The sequence below is a fragment of the Halobellus sp. GM3 genome, from assembly GCF_052545375.1.
Genome location: NZ_JBQWLT010000007.1, coordinates 135,772 through 151,378, shown reverse-complemented (window position 1 = coordinate 151,378; position 15,607 = coordinate 135,772). Strand labels below are relative to the sequence as shown.

The window sequence follows — 15,607 nt, the reverse complement described above, 5'->3', positions numbered from 1 at the left end:
GGGATCGCAAAAACTTCATCCGTCACTTCCGCATACGGGGACGTGCCTCTCCCTCCGATTTCACGATCGAACGCGGTTCGACTCGTCGCGCTCTTGCTCGTCGTCTCGCTTCTCGCTCCATCCGTCGTGTCGGCGCTGACGTACGACCCGTCCGAGGAGACGAACCTCGAACGCGGAAACATCACGAGCGCCGCGAACGGCTCCACGGTCATCAGCGTCCAAGGGTTCACGTTCCGGGGCAACACGAACGCGAAAAAGCCCGCTCGGCTCGTCTCCGTGGACGAACGCGGCGCCCTCGAGTGGACACACAACGACTCCGTCGGCGGGAACGCGTGGTTCTTCGACGTCGATCAGCTGCCGAACGGGAACCTACTCGTCTCCTCGCCGCGCGCGGGCGACACGGTCCTCTTCGAGCTCGACCCCGACACGCAAGAGCGGGTCTGGGAGAAGCGCCTCGATATGACCGACACCCACGACGTCGCGTACCTCGGCGACGACCGCATCGCCATCGCGAATATGCGCGAGTGGAACGAGTCCGCCGGCCGAAGCGACGACCGCATCGTGGTCTACAACCGCTCATCGGAGGAGATCACGTGGGAGTGGTACTTCAGAAACCACTACCCCGCGAGTACCGATGGCGGCCACAGCGAGGACTGGACGCACGTCAACGACGTCGACCCGGTGGGCGAGGACCGCCTCCTCCTGTCGCCGCGGAACTTCGATCAGGCGATCGTCGTCGACATGGAGACCGGAGAGATCGTCGAACGGCTCGGCAGCGACGGCGACTACTCGGTGATGCGAGAGCAGCACAACCCCGACTGGCTGCTGAGTGAGGACGGGACGCCGACGATCCTCGTCGCCGACAGCGAGAACAACCGCGTCGTCGAGTACGCCAAAGAGGACGGAGAGTGGACCCGAACGTGGGAGGTCGGGACGGGATCGCTCCTGTGGCCGCGCGACGCCGACCGCCTCCCGAACGGGAACACGCTCGTCACCGACACGCTGAATCACCGCGTGATGGAGATCACACCGACCGGCGAGGTGGTCTGGGAGTACTATGCGACGTGGGGGCCCTACGAGGCCGAACGGTTGGGAACCGAACCCGAATCGTCGGGGCCGACAATCCGGGATATGAACGCGAGCGGCAGCTACGCCATCACGGGGAGCGCGAACCTCACCGCCGGGGGTAACGACAGCGTCGGCTTCGACGGGCGGATCCGCGCCACGTTCGCCGACACGCCCATCGAGGGACCGATGAACGGCTTCGCCACCCGCTGGGCGCACGTGACACCGTGGCTCCGCCCCGTCTGGATGTCCGGCTGGGACTTGGTGTGGACTCTCTCTGCGGTGGTCGTCGGCGTCGTCTGGGGCGTCGGCGAGTTGATCGCCGGGCGAAAGCGGATCGCCGCCGGGGTTCAGCGCGCGTTCGATCGGTGAAGTCTGCGGCGGGCCCACCCACACGCTCCGGTCCGGTGTGTGACCCTCGCGCACGGGACCGCGTGACTCTTTACGGCGGCGGCGCTACCTACTCCTGATGTCAGACCTCGTCCTGTATGAACTCAGCGGCTGTCCGTACTGCGCGAAAGTAGTCACCAAACTGGAAGAGCTCGATCTGGAGTACGAGTCGGTGAAGGTACCGTCGTCCCACAGCGAGCGGACCGAAGTCGAAGCGGTCAGCGGTCAGACGGGTGTTCCCGTCCTCGTCGACGAGGCGAACGGCGTCGAGGGGATGCCCGAGAGCGACGATATCGTCGCGTACCTCGACGAAACATACGGTGACGGCGCGGCCTGACGTCGGTCTCGGCGGTCGCCGACCCCGACGACGCGTGTGTATCGTCGCCGCGTCGCTTCCGGCGGACGCGTGGCGACGCGGTCGCGGCGTTCAGCTTTCTGAGCGAGCGTTTCGGTCCGGAGCGGCCAAAGTACGAACAGCCAGTCTCAAACTGTGGCCAGCAGTAGAACCGCGAGCGAAGGCCGCAGGCCGAGCGAGCGGCCCCTTTTTGGTCCAGATTTTTACGAGGAGCGGTGCGCCGCAGGCGCACCCGACGAAGTAAAAAGGTGGGTTGTTAGGCCTCGGTCGGCTCCTGAGACCGCTCGCGGATGAGGTCGCGGATCGCTTCGGGGTCGTCGATAGCGGCCAGTTCCTCACAGCTCACGAGGGCGGTCCCCTCGACGGCGTCGCGCTTTGAGCGCCCCTCGGTGAAGTACACCGAACGCGTCTGCGTGACCTCGCCGAGCGAGGACATGATCCGGGCGCGCTTTTCGGCGCTCGGCGTGAACGAGGAGTGACCGGTGAGCATCGGGGTGACGTCCCGGCGCCGCTCGTCGTCCTCACTCACCGCTTTGAACGGCGCGCGTGCGGTCGGATGGACCGTGAACCCGGCGCGCGTCAGCACGTGAACCACGTGTTCGTCGTCCGATTCGGGGTCCGGGTCGTCCGGCGTCGGCTCGGCGTCGCGGACGTCCTCCGCGCCGTCCATCACCTCGACGGGGCTGGAGAACGGTTCATCGAACATCTCTTCGAGCCGGATCGCCACCTCGATGCTCGCGTTCATCCCGTCTTCGTACTTCGAGACGGTGCGCCGCGAGACGCCGAGTTCCGTCGCCAGCTGGCCGAGACTCCAGCCGCGCTCGCGACGCTCGTCCGACAGGAGGTCGCCGTCGATGTTGACGTAGAGACCGCCCGGCGCGGCGTAGATGAGCGGCGGGACACGCTCGACGAACAGGTCCACGGCGGTGTCCGGATTCAACACCGGCACCCCGTGTCGGAAGTACACCACGCCCGGTTTCAGATCCTCATCACGCGTTCGAAGCCCGACGACCATCGGCGTCGCGTCGAGATAGGTGCCGAGTCGTCGCATCTCCTCGCCGGTCGTCCCGTCGAACGCGTCGATGTTGCCCAGGATCTTCAGGAGGACCAGATCCTCACCCCGTCGCGCCGCGATATCGAAGCTCTTCGGGCGGATCGCACAGCGCTCGCTGACGAGGAAGCCGGCGTCCTCGAGCATCGCAGTGATGTTTCCGACGAGCGCGGACCGAGACATAACCGAATGTAAGCGATTCAGAGCATATATGCGTTGTGCCGTCGGGCGCCCGGTGTCCGCCGATCCGTCGGACGGGCGTCGCGACCGCGTCCCGAATCGCGGGTCCGTCCCGAAAGCCGTTAGCCGCCGCGCCGACTACGCTCGTCCGATGACGATCATCGGGCTCGACGACACCGATTCGCGCGAGCGAGGGATGTGCACCACGTATCTCGCGACGCGACTCGCCGAGGCCGTCGAATCCGAGGGTGGGACGGTCCACCGCAGGCTGCTCGTGCGACTCAACCCGGCGGTCGAGCACAAGACCCGCGGCAACGCCGCGCTCGCGCTTCACGTCGATCTCGATCCCGACGCCGCACTCGAGCTCGCGGTCGACGAACTGGAGCCGCTCGCGGAGGTGGAGGACCCGCGAACGAGTCCGGGCGTCGTCGTCGCCGCCGACGATCCGGACGGCGTTCCGGGCTCCGTCGCCGACTTCGCGCGCCGGGCGATCTACGACCTTCTCGATCCGGCCGAGGCGGTCGAACTCACAGAGCGCGTCGGCTATCGCCACCGAGGGTGGGCTGGCGGCCGCGGTCGGATCGGCGCGCTCGCCGCCGTCGGCGCGTGGGCCGCCTTCGAGGAGTGGACGCACGAGCACATCGCGTACCGCCGGTTCGACCGCTGCGGAACGCCGCGCGACGTCGACGAGGCGTCCGTGTTCGACGCCGCCGCGGCGTTCTATCCGAGGGCGTGGGACACGGTCGACACCGGCGAGAGACAGGCCGTGTGCGTTCCGAACGCCCCCGGTCCGATCCTCTACGGGATTCGCGGCGACGACGCTGACGCCGCCCGTCGGCTCGCCGACCAGATCGAGAGCGAACCGATCGAGCGCGCATCGACGTTCCTGACTAATCAGGGGACCGACGCACACCTCCGCGACGGCGCTGTCGGCGATCTCCGCGACGACCGCGCGTACCGCGTCGACGGCACCGTCGCGAGCGCACCCGAGACCCGCGCGGGCGGCCACGTCTTCTTCGGGCTCCGCGGTCGGGGGCGGTCTGACGGTGGTGCGACGACCGCACCCGACGGCGCCGCCGACTCGTCAGCCGCCAGTTCCCCTCCCGCGGTCGACTGCGTCGCCTTCGAGCCGACCAAGCGCTTCCGCGACCGCGTCCGGTCGCTGCGCCCCGGCGACGAGGTCACCGTCTGCGGCGAGGTGAGTAACGGGACGATCAAACTGGAGAAGTTCGCCGTCCGGTCGCTGCAGCGGGTCGAAGAGACGACGCCGACCTGCGGGGAGTGCGGGCGCTCTATGAAGAGCGCCGGTCGGGCGCAGGGGTATCGCTGTCGCGACTGCGGGACCACCGCCCCCGGACTCGACACCGTCGAGGTCGACCGCGACCTCGAGACGGGATGGTACGAGGTGCCGCCCTGCGCCCGCCGGCACATCGCGAAGCCGCTGGTCCGCGGCGGCTTCGACGCGCCGGTCCACCCGGAGCGGTGATCGGGTACCCGGACGCTCCCACTACTCCTCGACGACCAGAATCTCCGTGTTCGCCCGCCGGTCGACGAACTGGCTCCCGGACGGCGGCTTCACGTCGACGACGAGCGTTCCCGTCTCCTGATTCGAGCGCGTGTCGGCGTCGACGGTGACGGAAGCGACGCCGTTCGCATCGGATTTCGCCGTCACTACGCCCTCCATCTCGGCGCTGCCGTCTTTAACGATCACCGTCGCACCCTCGACGCCGTCACCGTCGTCGTCGACGACGACGAGCTCGAGCTCCTGCTCGCCCGGTTCGACGACGTCGGGCGTCGGTCGCACGTCGAGTTCGGAGACGGCGAGGCCCTGCACGCCGGAGAGCATATTCAGCATCACGCTCATCGTGGCCACGCCCACGACGAGGGCGATGACGAGTCTGATCGGCAGTCCTTCGATCGCGCGGTCGTCTGCGGCGAACTCACGGAGTTCTGCGAGCATACCGGCCGTGGTCCCGTCTCCGTATATAAACGATCGCCCCGGGGTTTATCTCGGAGACCGCGGCCAGTCCCGCCGATGCACACTGAAGTCTTGGGTCGTCGCGGCGACCGAACGACCTCGGTCGACGCCGACGCGCCCCTCGGGCGGTTCGGCAACCACCGCGCCCGCGACGGGAGCCTCGGCTCGCCGGTCGCGGTCGACCTCGACGGGCCGCACGCAGCGCTCGTCGTCGGGAAGCGCGGATACGGGAAGTCCTACACGCTCGGCGTTCTCGCCGAAGAGGCGGCGAAGGCACCCGGACTCGCCCCGGTCGTCGTCGACCCGATGGGCGTATTTCGCGGCCTCGCGGACGACGCCGCGGACGCCCGCGCCGGCGTCGACGGACGGCCGTCAGACCCCGTTTCGGCCCGCGTGATCGACGACCCGACGGTCCGCGCGGACGCCCTCCCGCCCGGTCGGTGGCCCCGCCTCGTCGGCAGCGATCCGGACAGCCCGGCGGGCGCGCTCGTCTGGCACGCCGCCGTCGAGGCGTCGACGCTCTCTGGGATGCGCGACGTCGTCGCGGACGCCGACGCCGTCCCGGCCGCGCGGCGCGCGGCAGAAAACCGCCTCCGGCGAGCCGAATCGTGGGGCGTCTTCGAGCCCGCCGGCCTCGACGCGCGGGCGCTCGGCGGCGGCGAGGCCACGGTGCTGGACTGTTCTGGGCTCGACGACGCGCCGGCGAACGCGGTCGTCGCGGGGGTCGCCGCCGCGCTGTACGACGGGCGCGTCGGACGCGCCGACGCGGATCAGGAATCGGGGTCAGCGTCCGAGGCGCCCACGATCGAGCGGCTCCCGTGGCTCCTCGTCGACGAGGCGCACGTCTTCTTCGAGGGGATCGCCGGCGCGTCTCTCCGGACGATCCTCACGCGCGGTCGCGCGCCCGGCGTCTCGCTCGTCGCCGCGACGCAGCGCCCGAGCGCGCTCCCGTCGGTGGCCGTCTCGCAGTCGGACCTCCGGATCGTCCACCGGCTGACGGCCGGGCCGGACGTCCGCGCGCTCGCCGCCGCGGACCCCGCCTACCTCGACGGTGACCTGGCAGACGCGATGCCGACCGCGCCCGGCGAGGCGCTCGTCGTCGACGACACCGCGGAGGCGACGCGGACGGTCGCGGTCCGATCTCGCGAGACCCCCCACGGCGGGTCGAGTCCGCGGGCGTCGACGGCGGCGGATTCGATCGAAACAGCCGAGTAGGCGGCCGTGTGATCCACGCTCGATGGCCGACAGACTCGTCCCCGCTCTCGTCGCGCTCGGCGGGTTTCTCGGCGCGACGGCGCGGTACGCCGTCGGAACGGTCGCCGTCGGTCCTCCCGGGACGCTTCTGGTCAACGTCGCGGGCAGTTTCGCGCTCGCGCTCATCGTCGGCCTCGTCCGTTCGACGCGACTCCGGATCTTCCTCACGACCGGCCTGCTGTCGTCGTTCACGACCTACAGCACGTTCGCCGTCGAGACCGCCTCGCTCGGCCTCCCGTTGGGGATTCTGAACGTCGGTGCCAACTACGCGCTCGGCTTCGCGGCCGCGTTCCTCGGCCTCGTCGTCGGGAGGCGGTTCGCGTGAGCGCCGCGGTCGGGTGGCTCCCGCTCCCGCTTCTGGTCGGCCTCGGCGGTGCGTTCGGCGCGCTCGGGCGGTACGCGGTCGACGTGGCGCTCGGCGGCGGCCGCCGGAGCACGTTCGCGGTCAACGTGATCGGGAGCGTCGCGCTCGGCGCGTTCGCGGCCTCGTCGCCGTCGGATTCGGCACTGGCCCTCGCCGGAACGGGGTTCTGCGGCGCGTTCACCACGTTCTCGTCGTTCGCGGTCAACGTCTCGGAGTCGCTCGCGGGCGGGGATGTCAGACTCGCCGCCGCCGACGCCCTCGGCACGCTCGCCGCGGCGCTCCTCGGTGTCGGCGCGGGGTGGCTACTCGCGTCCGCATAGCATTCACACTGTGGCAAGCCGTCGATTCTAAGCGTCGTCGCTCGGCGATAAGACGCCTCGCTGGGGGTTGAAAACCAAAAGCGCCCGAGGCGGGATTTGAACCCTACACAGACGTTCCTGCTCGCTCACTCCGTTCGCTGTGCGGGCGTGCGACTGCTGGTGTTCAAATCCCGCGTAGTCGTTGTCGATTTAAAACGCCGTCGCTCGGCGACGAGACGCCTCGCTGGGGGTTGAAAACCAAAAGCGCCCGAGGCGGGATTTGAACCCGCGTCACGACCGTGACAGGGTCGTATGATGGGCCACTACACCACCCGGGCACACGTCGGAGCCAAGCAAGCGCCCGAGGCGGGATTTGAACCCGCGTCACGACCGTGACAGGGTCGTATGATGGGCCACTACACCACCCGGGCTTGCTCCACTTCTCCGTAACCCGGTTGTCTAATTAAGACTTATCATCTGACGGCGGCCGACGGCGTGGAAGCGACAGGTACGGTGCCGATGTCGAGTCCGGGGACCGCTGCGGCTATAGTGGAGGGCCTACCATCGACGACACCGTCTCCTCGTCGCACCAAAAACGGAGAAAAACACTGCCCACAGACGCACAAGAACCTTGGCGATCGGGAGTCAGTCGTCCGCCGGCGCGGCCGCGGCGGCCTTCTCGGCTTCCTTCTCGGCTTTCTCTTCGGCTTCCTTCTTGTTCTTGATCTTTTTCAGCCGGAAGATCTCTTCGCGCTCCTGCTCTTCGAGCTTCTGCTCGATGTACTCTTTGTTCTCGTTGAGTTCGGGGAGAAGCTTGAACTCCAAGGCGTTGACACGGCGCTTCGTCGTCTCAATCTCCGTGAGCATCTTCTTCATCGCGGTCTCGACCTCGGCGGCGAGGATGATCGTCTCCAGCAGTTCCTCGTACGCGTCGGCCGCCTCGTCGATCCGAGCCGACGACCCGAGCAGGCCGTAGCCGCGCTGGTCGAGGCTCTTTCGCACGCGCGAGGACTCGATCTGCGGCACGACGACGCCCATGATGTTCTTCGACTGCGTCGTGATCTCGGGGTGCTCTTTGAGCGCCGCGGCCGCCCCGCGGACGGCGACGTCGCCCTCCATCGCCCGCGCCATGTTGAGCTTCGTCTGCGCGGTCTCGTAGTTCTCGTTCAGCTCCGAGCGGACGTCCTGTGCCTGATCGAGGATGTCCATAAACTCCATGATGAGCCCGTCTCGCTTCTGCTCGAGCGTGTCGTGCCCGCGCTCTGAGAGCTGAATGCGATCCTCGATCGCCATCAGGTTCTTGCGCGTCGGCTTGACGTCTTTGGCCATTATCGTCACCTTGTGATCCGAGCCTGTTAACCTTTTACTGTTCGCGGACGAGGCGGCTCACACCGGCGTTCTCCGCCCAGTCCATCCACGTGACGATCGCCACGTGCGGGAGCGACAGGACGGAGACGAATACGAGATAGAAGGCGGCTAACGCCCCGAGGTCCCCGTCGACACCGGAACGGATGCCGATCCCGACCAAGACGGCGAGCGCGACCGCAGAGAGCGGCAGCGCTTCCCGTCCGGTCCGCAGTAACGCGGCTCCCGCGCCGTCCCGCTGGAAGCGCGCCCGCGACGCGGGATCGACGGCGATCAGGCGGGCGATGTGCCGAAGCGAGTGCCACGTGCAGAAGTACAACCCGACCGCGAGGATCGGCGGGACCGACAGAAAGTATGCCCAGAGCAAGAGGGTCTCCCCGGCGTCACACCGCCAGAACCGGTCGCTCCCTCGGCCCCTCCCCGCGAGCAGCGTCGCGGCCGTCAGAGCGGCGAACCCCACGGCTACCGCGCCGCGGGCCGTCGGCGAGAAGAGCCACGCGGCCTCCAAGCCGCTCCCGAACAGCGCGATCCAGCCATCGACGACGGTGCGGTACCGTTCGGGGAACCGAAGCAGGGGCACCACCATCGGAAGCCCGCCGCGGACGAGAAGCGTTCCGAGACGAACGAGTCTGCCGTCGAGGTGGTCCGCGCCGAGCGCGTCGAGCGCATAGAGGTCGCCCTGCCCCCAGTGGAACCACGTGAGCGCGATAAACAGGACTGCGCCGGCGACCGGGACCAGAAGCCACAGCACCGCGTACGCGCTCGCGAGGGTCAGATACACCGCGCCGACGAGTAGCAGCCACCGGCGCGTCGGCGTCGTCCCGGCCGCGCGGGCCGGTGCGAGGTGATCGACCGCGCCGTGGGGGAGTCCGAACAGCACGAGACTCGCGGCCAGCGGAACGTAGTGGACCCACGCCGGAAGCGCCGGCGCGCCGCTGAGGCCGGCCATCTCACCGGCGCCGACCGCGACAGCGACGATCAGTACGATGCCGACGGGGAGCCGAGCCGGATGCCCGCCGACGGTGCTCAGTACCGAACGCGACACGTCCACGTCCGCGTTCTCGCGCTCTTTCCGACCGTCCGCCCGCACGTGGGGCTCCGCCGGCGTTCGCGGTCCGTGCATCGTCAGCGGTCCCCGTCGACGGACCCGCGAGCAGTCTCTATGTCGGTGTCGATATCGATGTCGTCGGTGTCCCCGCGTGTTCCCCCGTTCGTGTCCGCGTCGGCGTCCGTGCCCCGGTTCGTGTCTGCGTTGTCTCGGTCCCCGCGTCGCGGTATGCGCGGCTCGGTCGATACGCCGAAACCCGGTACGGCCCCCCATCGGCTCACTACCAGCCGGTAGAGGACGAGCCCCTGCACGACGAACAAATTCGTCACGAGGAAGAACACCGCTTCCTCCACCGGGAGTCCGAGGAGCGACTGTCCGGTCGTATACCGCGCTGAAATCGTCCAGACGCCCGCTTCGATGGCGACTCGGTCGACCGCACACAGATACGCGGTGGGGACGAGCGTCCCCACCGCCACGACGTGACGGCGCGCCCACAACTGCGGCGCACCGACGGTCCATTGCAACGCCAGCACCGGCGCGGCCCACGACAGGATTGCGCCGAGGTAAACGGTCGCCTCCGAGGCGAGGAGCCGCCAGCCGACGACGCCGACCGCGACAGCCAGGGCGAGCCCGAACAAGCGGCTCCGACGCGGACGCGCGGCCGTCGGCCACGTCGCCCGAAACGGAAGGTTCGAGAGCCACAGCCCGGTCAGTATCGGTTGAACCACGATGAACAGGTACTCCTCGATGGGCGCGTTTCCGACCGTCGCGACCGTCGCTCCCTCCCCGTACCACCAGACACCGCGCGCGATGAGGAGGTTGTCCCACGGCGTCGTGTACGCCAGCGCGACCGCGGTGACGATACCGACACCGACCCAGTACGCTCGCCACCCGGTGAGTGTTCGGAGCCGGCCGGGGAGTCGCCGGCGGCTCGTTCGCCCCACCGCTAACAGCAGCACCACCGGAGGGAGCAGAAAGAAGGCGTGAAACTGGAGGTACGTGAGAGACGTCATCGGTCAGGTGGTGTTCCGGCGGCCGGAGGCGTCGAATCCGGCGGGCGCTCTTCGGGAGCGGTGTGGAAAAAACGCGGTCGACGGCGGATCAGTCGGCCGTCGCTTCCGTCTCGGTCTCGGCGTCGGCGGCGTCCTCGACGTAGTACGTCTCGATGAACTCCTCGTCGACGCGGTTGAGCTCGTCCTTCGGCAGCATCGAGAGGAGCTCCCAGCCGATGTCCAGCGTCTCTTCGAGCGGCCGGTTCGTCTCGAAGCCCTGGTCGATGAACTCCTCCTCGAAGCGGTCGGCGAAGTCGAGGTACTTGTTGTCGCGCTCGGAGAGCGCCTCGCGACCGACGATGTTCACGAGGTCACGGAGGTCCTCACCCTCGGCGTACGCGGCGTACATCTGGTCGGAGACGTCCGCGTGGTCCTCGCGGGTGAGGCCCTCGCCGATCCCGTCGTCCATCAGCCGAGAGAGGCTGGGCAGGACGTTCACCGGGGGCTGCAGTCCCTGACTGTTGAGGTCGGGGTCGACGTAGATCTGTCCCTCCGTGATGTAGCCGGTGAGGTCCGGGATCGGGTGCGTGTCGTCGTCGCCGGGCATCGTGAGGATCGGGATCTGCGTGACCGAACCCTCGCGACCCTGGATCCGCCCGGCGCGCTCGTACAGTTGCGCCAGGTCGGTGTACATGTATCCGGGGTACCCGCGTCGCCCCGGGACCTCCTCGCGGGCCGCGCCGATCTCACGGAGCGCCTCGCAGTAGTTGGTCATGTCCGTCAGGATAACGAGGACGTGATAGCCCTTGTCGAAGGCGAGGTACTCCGCGGTTGTCAGGACCATCCGCGGGGTGACCGTCCGCTCGACGGCGGGGTCGTCCGCGAGGTTCATGAAGACGACGGAGCGCTCGAGCGCGCCCGTTCGCTCGAAGTCCTCCATGAACTCGTTGGCCTCCTCGGCGGTGATGCCCATCGCGCCGAAGATGACGGCGAACTCCGAACCCTCGCCGTCGCCCTCCTCTTCCTCTGGCACGCTCGCCTGCCGGGCGATCTGCATCGCCAGCTCGCTGTGGGGCTGTCCCGAACTCGAGAAGATCGGGAGCTTCTGCCCGCGAACGAGCGTGTTCATCCCGTCGATGGCTGAGACGCCCGTCTCGATGAACTCCTCGGGGTACTCCCGGGAGTAGGGGTTGATCGCCGCGCCGACGATGTCGCGCCGTTCGTCGGGGACGATGTCGGGGCCGCCGTCGATGGGTCGGCCCGACCCGTCGAGGACGCGTCCGAGGAGGTCCTCTGTGACGGGCATCTTCATCGTCTCTCCGAGGAAGCGAACCGACGCCTTCTGGTCGATACCGCTCGTTCCCTCGAAGACCTGGATGGCAACGACGCCGTCGGAGGATTCGAGAACCTGACCGCGAAGCGTCTCGCCCTGTGCGGTTTCGATCTCGACGATCTCGTCGTACCCGATGGCCTCGTCGACCTCGGCGTACACCAGCGGACCGCTGATCTCGGTGATTGTCTGGTATTCTTTCATGTTAGTAGAGGCTCCTGAGTTCTTCCGTGAGGTCGGATTTGAGGTCCTCGATGAACTCCTCGTAGTCTTCTTGGACGCCGATCCGGTTGATCTGCGGCGCGGCGTCGACGTCGATGACCTCCTCGATCGGGACGCCGGCGTCGAGGGCGTCGAACGCCTCGTCGTTGAACGTCTTGATCGTCGTCAGCGTCAGGTACGTCTTCTCCGGCGGACAGTACGTATCGACCGGGTGGAACGCGTTCTGCTGGAGGTACGCCTCCCGGAGGTAGCGAGCGACCTCGAGGGTCAGCTGCTGGTCCTCCGGCAGCGCGTCCTTCCCGACGAGCTGGACGATCTCCTGTAGCTCGGTCTCCTCGTCGAGGACGTCGACCGCCCACTGACGCACCTCGGGCCAGTCCTCGGAGACCTCCTCTTGGAACCACGGGTCCAGCTGCTCGCGGTACAGCGAGTACGACTCGTTCCAGTTGATCGAGGGGAAGTGCCGACGTTCCGCGAGGTCGGCGTCGAGCGCCCAGAACGTCTTGACGATGCGCAGCGTGTTCTGGGTGACCGGCTCCGAGAAGTCGCCGCCGGGCGGCGACACCGCGCCGATCGCCGAGACCGACCCCTCGGTCCCGTTGATGTTCTGGAAGTAGCCGGCGCGCTCGTAGAACTGCGAGAGCCGCGCGGCGAGGTAGGCGGGGTAGCCCTCCTCGCCGGGCATCTCCTCGAGCCGCGAGGAGATCTCGCGCATCGCCTCTGCCCACCGCGAGGTGGAGTCGGCCATGAGCGCCACGTCGTAGCCCATGTCGCGGTAGAACTCCGCGATGGTGATCCCCGTGTAGACGCACGATTCGCGCGCGGCGACGGGCATGTTCGACGTGTTCGCGATGAGCGACGTCCGGGCCATGAGCGGGTTCCCCGTCGAGGGGTCCTCGAGCTCCGGGAAGTCGTCGATCACTTCGGTCATCTCGTTGCCGCGCTCGCCGCAGCCGACGTAGACGATGATGTCCGCGTCGGCGTACTTCGCGAGCTGGTGCTGGGTGACCGTCTTCCCGGAACCGAACGGCCCCGGAATCGCCGCCGTTCCGCCCTTCGCGATCGGGAAGAGACCGTCGAGGATCCGCTGGCCCGAGACCAGCGGCGTCCGCGGCGTCTTCTTCTCGACCGTCGGTCGGGCCTCGCGGACGGGCCACTCCTGGCGCATCCGGATCTCCTCGCCGCTGTCGAGTTCGACGACCGTCTCCTCGACGGTGAACTCGCCGGACTCGACGGCGACGACCTCGCCGCCCTCGGAGTCCGGCGGCACCATCACCTTGTGGTCGATGGTGACCGTCTCCTCGACGACGCCGACGACGTCGCCGGGCTCGACGACGTCGCCCTCGGCGACCTCGGGCTCGAACTCCCACGTCTCGTCGAGTTCGATCCCCGGCGCGTCGACGCCGCGGTCGAGGTAGGGGCTTCCCATCTTGTCTTCGAGGACGTCCAGCGGGCGCTGGACGCCGTCGTAGATGGTGTCGAGAAGTCCCGGTCCGAGGTCGACGGTCAGCGGCTCGCCCGTGTTCTCGACGGGTTCGCCGGGACCGATCCCCGAGGTCTCTTCGTACACTTGAATCGTCGTGATATCGCCCTCGATCTCGATGACTTCGCCCATCAAACCCTCGTCGCCGACGTAGACGACGTCGTTCATCCGGGCGTCGAGATCGCGGGCGGTCACGACGGGACCACTCACGCTCGCGATGATACCGTCCTCGCGGACGGTTTGTGCTGTCTGGCTCATAACTTAGTCTTCCTCCTCCATCAGGTCGATTCCGATGGCTCGCTTGATCTGATCGCGGAGGCCGCCCGCGCCCGCGCCGCCGCCGAGCGTCACCAGCGTCGGTTCGATGCTGGTCTCGGCGGTCTCGCGGACCCCTCTGGAGAGGTGATCGAGGTCGTCGTCGTGCATCACCACGATGCCGACGTTGTCGTCCTCGAACACCCCGCTGACGGCCTCATCGAGCTGTTCGTCCTTCTGCCCGTCGGGAACGTTCTCGCACTTCCGGACGCCCGCGAGGCGGAATCCGGTCGTGAAGTCCGGGCTCCCGACGACGGCGATCTCTTGGCTCATAGGATCACCAGTTCCTGTTCGATCTGCTCCTCGGAGAGCCCCGCTTCGCGTCCGCGCGCGATCGCGCGGATGTTGTCCACCTCGCGCTCCTTTTCGAGGATGTAGGAGGCGATCGGCGTGATCGAGAGCGGGAACACGTTCCCGAGCGCGCCCGTGTACTTCAGCAAGGCGGCTTCGAGCGCGCGCTCGAAGCCGATGAGGCTCTCGGTCGATTCGAGCTCGTCGAGCGCCTCCGAGAGGTCGTCCCCGTACTTCGACTCGCGGATGGCCGTGACGAGCTCGTCGCGGTTCTGCGCCAGCGTCGCGAGATCGCTCGCGTTGAACAGCGACCCGCCGTCGATGTAGTAGTCGGCGGGGTCGATGTCCGCACCGCTCTGTGCGAGTCTGAGCGCGTTCCGGGCGTTCCGGAAGTCGATCTCGGCCTCCAAGAACTCGCGGTACTGCTGGGTCGCCTCGTCGACGACGAGCCCCTCCAACAGGTGCTCGTAATACGTGCGGTCGACGGCGTTCTCGAGCGGGACGAGCACGCCGGCGTCCTCGTAGTCGTCGTACGCCGCCGCGAGGTCGGGGCCGAAAATCGTCCCCGACAGCCGCTCGACGACGTCTTCGATTGTCGGCGCGTCGAGCAGCTGATCGAGCAGCTGATCGTCGAACTCGCCGGCGCGGATGAGGTCGTCTTCGATCGCCTCGCGCTCGGCCTCCGAGTAGCGGCCGCGGATGACGGTCTTGACGTTCCACGCGTCGAACTTCCGCAGGTAGCGGGCGATGAGGTCGTACAGACGGCCGTCGGCCCACCGAAGGAGATCCTCGAACTGCTTTGCGAGGTTCCGGTTGAGCGCGTACTCGATGAGGTCGACGCCCGAGTGACGCGAGCCGAGGGCGTTGATCTCGGCCTCGTAGTCGGACTCCTCCATGAACCGCGCGATCTCGGCCGGCCCCATCCGAATCAGCTTGCGGTACTCCTCGTCCCCGTACAGGGCGCTTCGGCGCGCTCTGACGCGAGCCGTCACGTACTCGGGGTTGGAACCGCCGGCGGTACTCATTGGTCGAACAGTTTCTCGCTCACGTTCTTGAGGCTGTCCTCCCAGACGCCCTCAAGCACGGAGTCGAAGGTGTTGTTCACCCGAACGCGGGAATCGATTCCCTCGACGACGACACCGCCGAGACAGTCGTACTCGCCGGCGTACTCGAAGCCGTCGTACTCCTCGAGGAGCTCCTCGAGCATCGCTTCGTCGTCGGCGCGACCGTACACCGACACGGATTCCTCGTCCTCGAATTCGGGCGCGGCCGCCGCCAGGAGCGCGCTCGTCAGTTCTTCGCGCTTCTCGTCGGAGAGGGAAACGAGCGCGTCCTCGACGCCGCTGCGGACGTCTTCGAGGACGTCGCGGCGGGCTTCGAGCCGCTCCTGCTTCGCTTCGAGTTTCGCGCTCGACAGCGCCTGTTCCCGCTCCTGTTCGATCTGGCGCTCGACGTCCGCCTTGCGCGCCTCGAGGAGTTCCTCGGCGTCGGTCTCGGCCGTCTCGGTGATCTCGTCGGCGCGGCGCTCACCCTGCTCGCGAATTTCCTCCGCACGCGCGCGGGCTTCGTCTCGGATGTCTTCGACGACGTTGTCCAAACTCATAATGGAAAGGTCGGAGAGGCGT

General features: G+C 67.7%; 16 protein-coding genes and 2 tRNA genes. 6 read left to right on the top strand and 12 right to left on the bottom strand.

All coding sequences use genetic code 11. From position 1 onward, the window contains the following. Nucleotides 1–42: 42 nt before the first annotated feature. Both ACT3HL_RS12615 and ACT3HL_RS12610 read left to right on the top strand, forming a co-directional pair. Nucleotides 43–1,437 (top strand): aryl-sulfate sulfotransferase, encoded by a 1,395-nt coding sequence (locus ACT3HL_RS12615; RefSeq protein WP_445087190.1) that lies wholly within the window; start codon nucleotides 43–45, stop codon nucleotides 1,435–1,437. A gap of 97 nt (nucleotides 1,438–1,534) precedes the next feature. Next, nucleotides 1,535–1,792 (top strand): glutathione S-transferase N-terminal domain-containing protein, encoded by a 258-nt coding sequence (locus ACT3HL_RS12610; protein WP_445087189.1) that lies wholly within the window; start codon nucleotides 1,535–1,537, stop codon nucleotides 1,790–1,792. Between the two features lie 274 nt (nucleotides 1,793–2,066). On the opposite strand, the gene ACT3HL_RS12605 is transcribed toward ACT3HL_RS12610, so the two are convergent. Then, the gene (locus ACT3HL_RS12605) at nucleotides 2,067–3,044 is read right to left on the bottom strand and encodes a transcriptional regulator (protein ID WP_445087188.1); all 978 of its coding nucleotides are present in this window, start codon (nucleotides 3,042–3,044) and stop codon (nucleotides 2,067–2,069) included. Nucleotides 3,045–3,192: 148 nt separating this feature from the next. Between ACT3HL_RS12605 and ACT3HL_RS12600 the strand changes: the two genes are divergently transcribed. Next, the gene (locus ACT3HL_RS12600; RefSeq protein WP_445087187.1) at nucleotides 3,193–4,527 is read left to right on the top strand and encodes a TiaS agmantine-binding domain-containing protein; all 1,335 of its coding nucleotides are present in this window, start codon (nucleotides 3,193–3,195) and stop codon (nucleotides 4,525–4,527) included. A gap of 21 nt (nucleotides 4,528–4,548) precedes the next feature. Here ACT3HL_RS12600 and ACT3HL_RS12595 read toward each other — a convergent pair whose 3' ends face one another. Beyond that, nucleotides 4,549–5,001, bottom strand: a complete 453-nt coding sequence (locus ACT3HL_RS12595; protein WP_445087186.1) for a DUF7382 domain-containing protein — start codon at nucleotides 4,999–5,001, stop codon at nucleotides 4,549–4,551. A 75-nt stretch (nucleotides 5,002–5,076) separates the two neighbouring features. Here ACT3HL_RS12595 and ACT3HL_RS12590 point away from each other — a divergent pair, with 75 nt between their 5' ends. From ACT3HL_RS12590 to ACT3HL_RS12580, 3 genes are read left to right on the top strand one after another with little or no spacing between them, the layout of a single operon-like run. Then, complete coding sequence (locus ACT3HL_RS12590) at nucleotides 5,077–6,234, top strand: ATP-binding protein (RefSeq protein WP_445087185.1); 1,158 nt, start codon at nucleotides 5,077–5,079, stop codon at nucleotides 6,232–6,234. Between the two features lie 22 nt (nucleotides 6,235–6,256). Continuing rightward, nucleotides 6,257–6,598: a CrcB family protein gene (locus tag ACT3HL_RS12585; RefSeq protein WP_445087184.1), complete on the top strand. Its 342-nt coding sequence runs from the start codon at nucleotides 6,257–6,259 to the stop codon at nucleotides 6,596–6,598. After that, nucleotides 6,595–6,957: a CrcB family protein gene (locus ACT3HL_RS12580; protein WP_445087183.1), complete on the top strand. Its 363-nt coding sequence runs from the start codon at nucleotides 6,595–6,597 to the stop codon at nucleotides 6,955–6,957. The genes ACT3HL_RS12585 and ACT3HL_RS12580 overlap by 4 nt, the downstream gene beginning before the upstream one ends. 244 nt (nucleotides 6,958–7,201) lie before the next feature. Here ACT3HL_RS12580 and ACT3HL_RS12575 read toward each other — a convergent pair. The 10 genes from ACT3HL_RS12575 to ACT3HL_RS12530 form a co-directional block, all read right to left on the bottom strand. Beyond that, a tRNA-Asp gene (locus tag ACT3HL_RS12575) sits at nucleotides 7,202–7,274 on the bottom strand. Nucleotides 7,275–7,294: 20 nt separating this feature from the next. Then, a tRNA-Asp gene (locus tag ACT3HL_RS12570) sits at nucleotides 7,295–7,367 on the bottom strand. Between the two features lie 214 nt (nucleotides 7,368–7,581). Continuing rightward, entirely contained in the window at nucleotides 7,582–8,265 is a 684-nt protein-coding gene (locus tag ACT3HL_RS12565; RefSeq protein ID WP_445087182.1) for a V-type ATP synthase subunit D, read from the bottom strand. A 34-nt stretch (nucleotides 8,266–8,299) separates the two neighbouring features. Further along, nucleotides 8,300–9,424: a beta-carotene 15,15'-dioxygenase, Brp/Blh family gene (locus tag ACT3HL_RS12560; RefSeq protein ID WP_445087181.1), complete on the bottom strand. Its 1,125-nt coding sequence runs from the start codon at nucleotides 9,422–9,424 to the stop codon at nucleotides 8,300–8,302. Between the two features lie 2 nt (nucleotides 9,425–9,426). Continuing rightward, nucleotides 9,427–10,362 (bottom strand): lycopene cyclase domain-containing protein, encoded by a 936-nt coding sequence (locus tag ACT3HL_RS12555; protein WP_445087180.1) that lies wholly within the window; start codon nucleotides 10,360–10,362, stop codon nucleotides 9,427–9,429. 88 nt (nucleotides 10,363–10,450) lie between these two features. After that, a complete protein-coding gene (locus tag ACT3HL_RS12550) occupies nucleotides 10,451–11,875 on the bottom strand; it encodes a V-type ATP synthase subunit B (protein WP_445087179.1) in 1,425 nt (474 codons plus the stop codon). 1 nt (nucleotide 11,876) lies between these two features. After that, nucleotides 11,877–13,634 (bottom strand): ATP synthase subunit A, encoded by a 1,758-nt coding sequence (locus tag ACT3HL_RS12545; protein ID WP_445087178.1) that lies wholly within the window; start codon nucleotides 13,632–13,634, stop codon nucleotides 11,877–11,879. 3 nt (nucleotides 13,635–13,637) lie between these two features. Further along, nucleotides 13,638–13,964, bottom strand: coding sequence for a V-type ATP synthase subunit F (locus ACT3HL_RS12540; protein WP_445087177.1), 327 nt, complete (start codon nucleotides 13,962–13,964; stop codon nucleotides 13,638–13,640). Then, on the bottom strand, nucleotides 13,961–15,007 hold the full coding sequence (locus ACT3HL_RS12535) for a V-type ATP synthase subunit C (RefSeq protein ID WP_445087176.1): 1,047 nt from the start codon (nucleotides 15,005–15,007) through the stop codon (nucleotides 13,961–13,963). The genes ACT3HL_RS12540 and ACT3HL_RS12535 overlap by 4 nt, the downstream gene beginning before the upstream one ends. Beyond that, nucleotides 15,004–15,585, bottom strand: a complete 582-nt coding sequence (locus ACT3HL_RS12530) for a V-type ATP synthase subunit E (protein ID WP_445087175.1) — start codon at nucleotides 15,583–15,585, stop codon at nucleotides 15,004–15,006. The genes ACT3HL_RS12535 and ACT3HL_RS12530 overlap by 4 nt, the downstream gene beginning before the upstream one ends. Between the last annotated feature and the right edge of the window lie 22 nt (nucleotides 15,586–15,607).

Coding starts and splice junctions, on each gene's coding strand:
- ACT3HL_RS12610 (WP_445087189.1), top strand. CDS start 1,535: ATGTCAGACCTCGTCCTGTATGAACTCAGCGGCTGTCCGTACTGCGCG.
- ACT3HL_RS12605 (WP_445087188.1), bottom strand. CDS start 3,044: ATGTCTCGGTCCGCGCTCGTCGGAAACATCACTGCGATGCTCGAGGAC.
- ACT3HL_RS12600 (WP_445087187.1), top strand. CDS start 3,193: ATGACGATCATCGGGCTCGACGACACCGATTCGCGCGAGCGAGGGATG.
- ACT3HL_RS12595 (WP_445087186.1), bottom strand. CDS start 5,001: ATGCTCGCAGAACTCCGTGAGTTCGCCGCAGACGACCGCGCGATCGAA.
- ACT3HL_RS12590 (WP_445087185.1), top strand. CDS start 5,077: ATGCACACTGAAGTCTTGGGTCGTCGCGGCGACCGAACGACCTCGGTC.
- ACT3HL_RS12585 (WP_445087184.1), top strand. CDS start 6,257: ATGGCCGACAGACTCGTCCCCGCTCTCGTCGCGCTCGGCGGGTTTCTC.
- ACT3HL_RS12565 (WP_445087182.1), bottom strand. CDS start 8,265: ATGGCCAAAGACGTCAAGCCGACGCGCAAGAACCTGATGGCGATCGAG.
- ACT3HL_RS12560 (WP_445087181.1), bottom strand. CDS start 9,424: ATGCACGGACCGCGAACGCCGGCGGAGCCCCACGTGCGGGCGGACGGT.
- ACT3HL_RS12555 (WP_445087180.1), bottom strand. CDS start 10,362: ATGACGTCTCTCACGTACCTCCAGTTTCACGCCTTCTTTCTGCTCCCT.
- ACT3HL_RS12550 (WP_445087179.1), bottom strand. CDS start 11,875: ATGAAAGAATACCAGACAATCACCGAGATCAGCGGTCCGCTGGTGTAC.
- ACT3HL_RS12545 (WP_445087178.1), bottom strand. CDS start 13,634: ATGAGCCAGACAGCACAAACCGTCCGCGAGGACGGTATCATCGCGAGC.
- ACT3HL_RS12540 (WP_445087177.1), bottom strand. CDS start 13,964: ATGAGCCAAGAGATCGCCGTCGTCGGGAGCCCGGACTTCACGACCGGA.
- ACT3HL_RS12535 (WP_445087176.1), bottom strand. CDS start 15,007: ATGAGTACCGCCGGCGGTTCCAACCCCGAGTACGTGACGGCTCGCGTC.
- ACT3HL_RS12530 (WP_445087175.1), bottom strand. CDS start 15,585: ATGAGTTTGGACAACGTCGTCGAAGACATCCGAGACGAAGCCCGCGCG.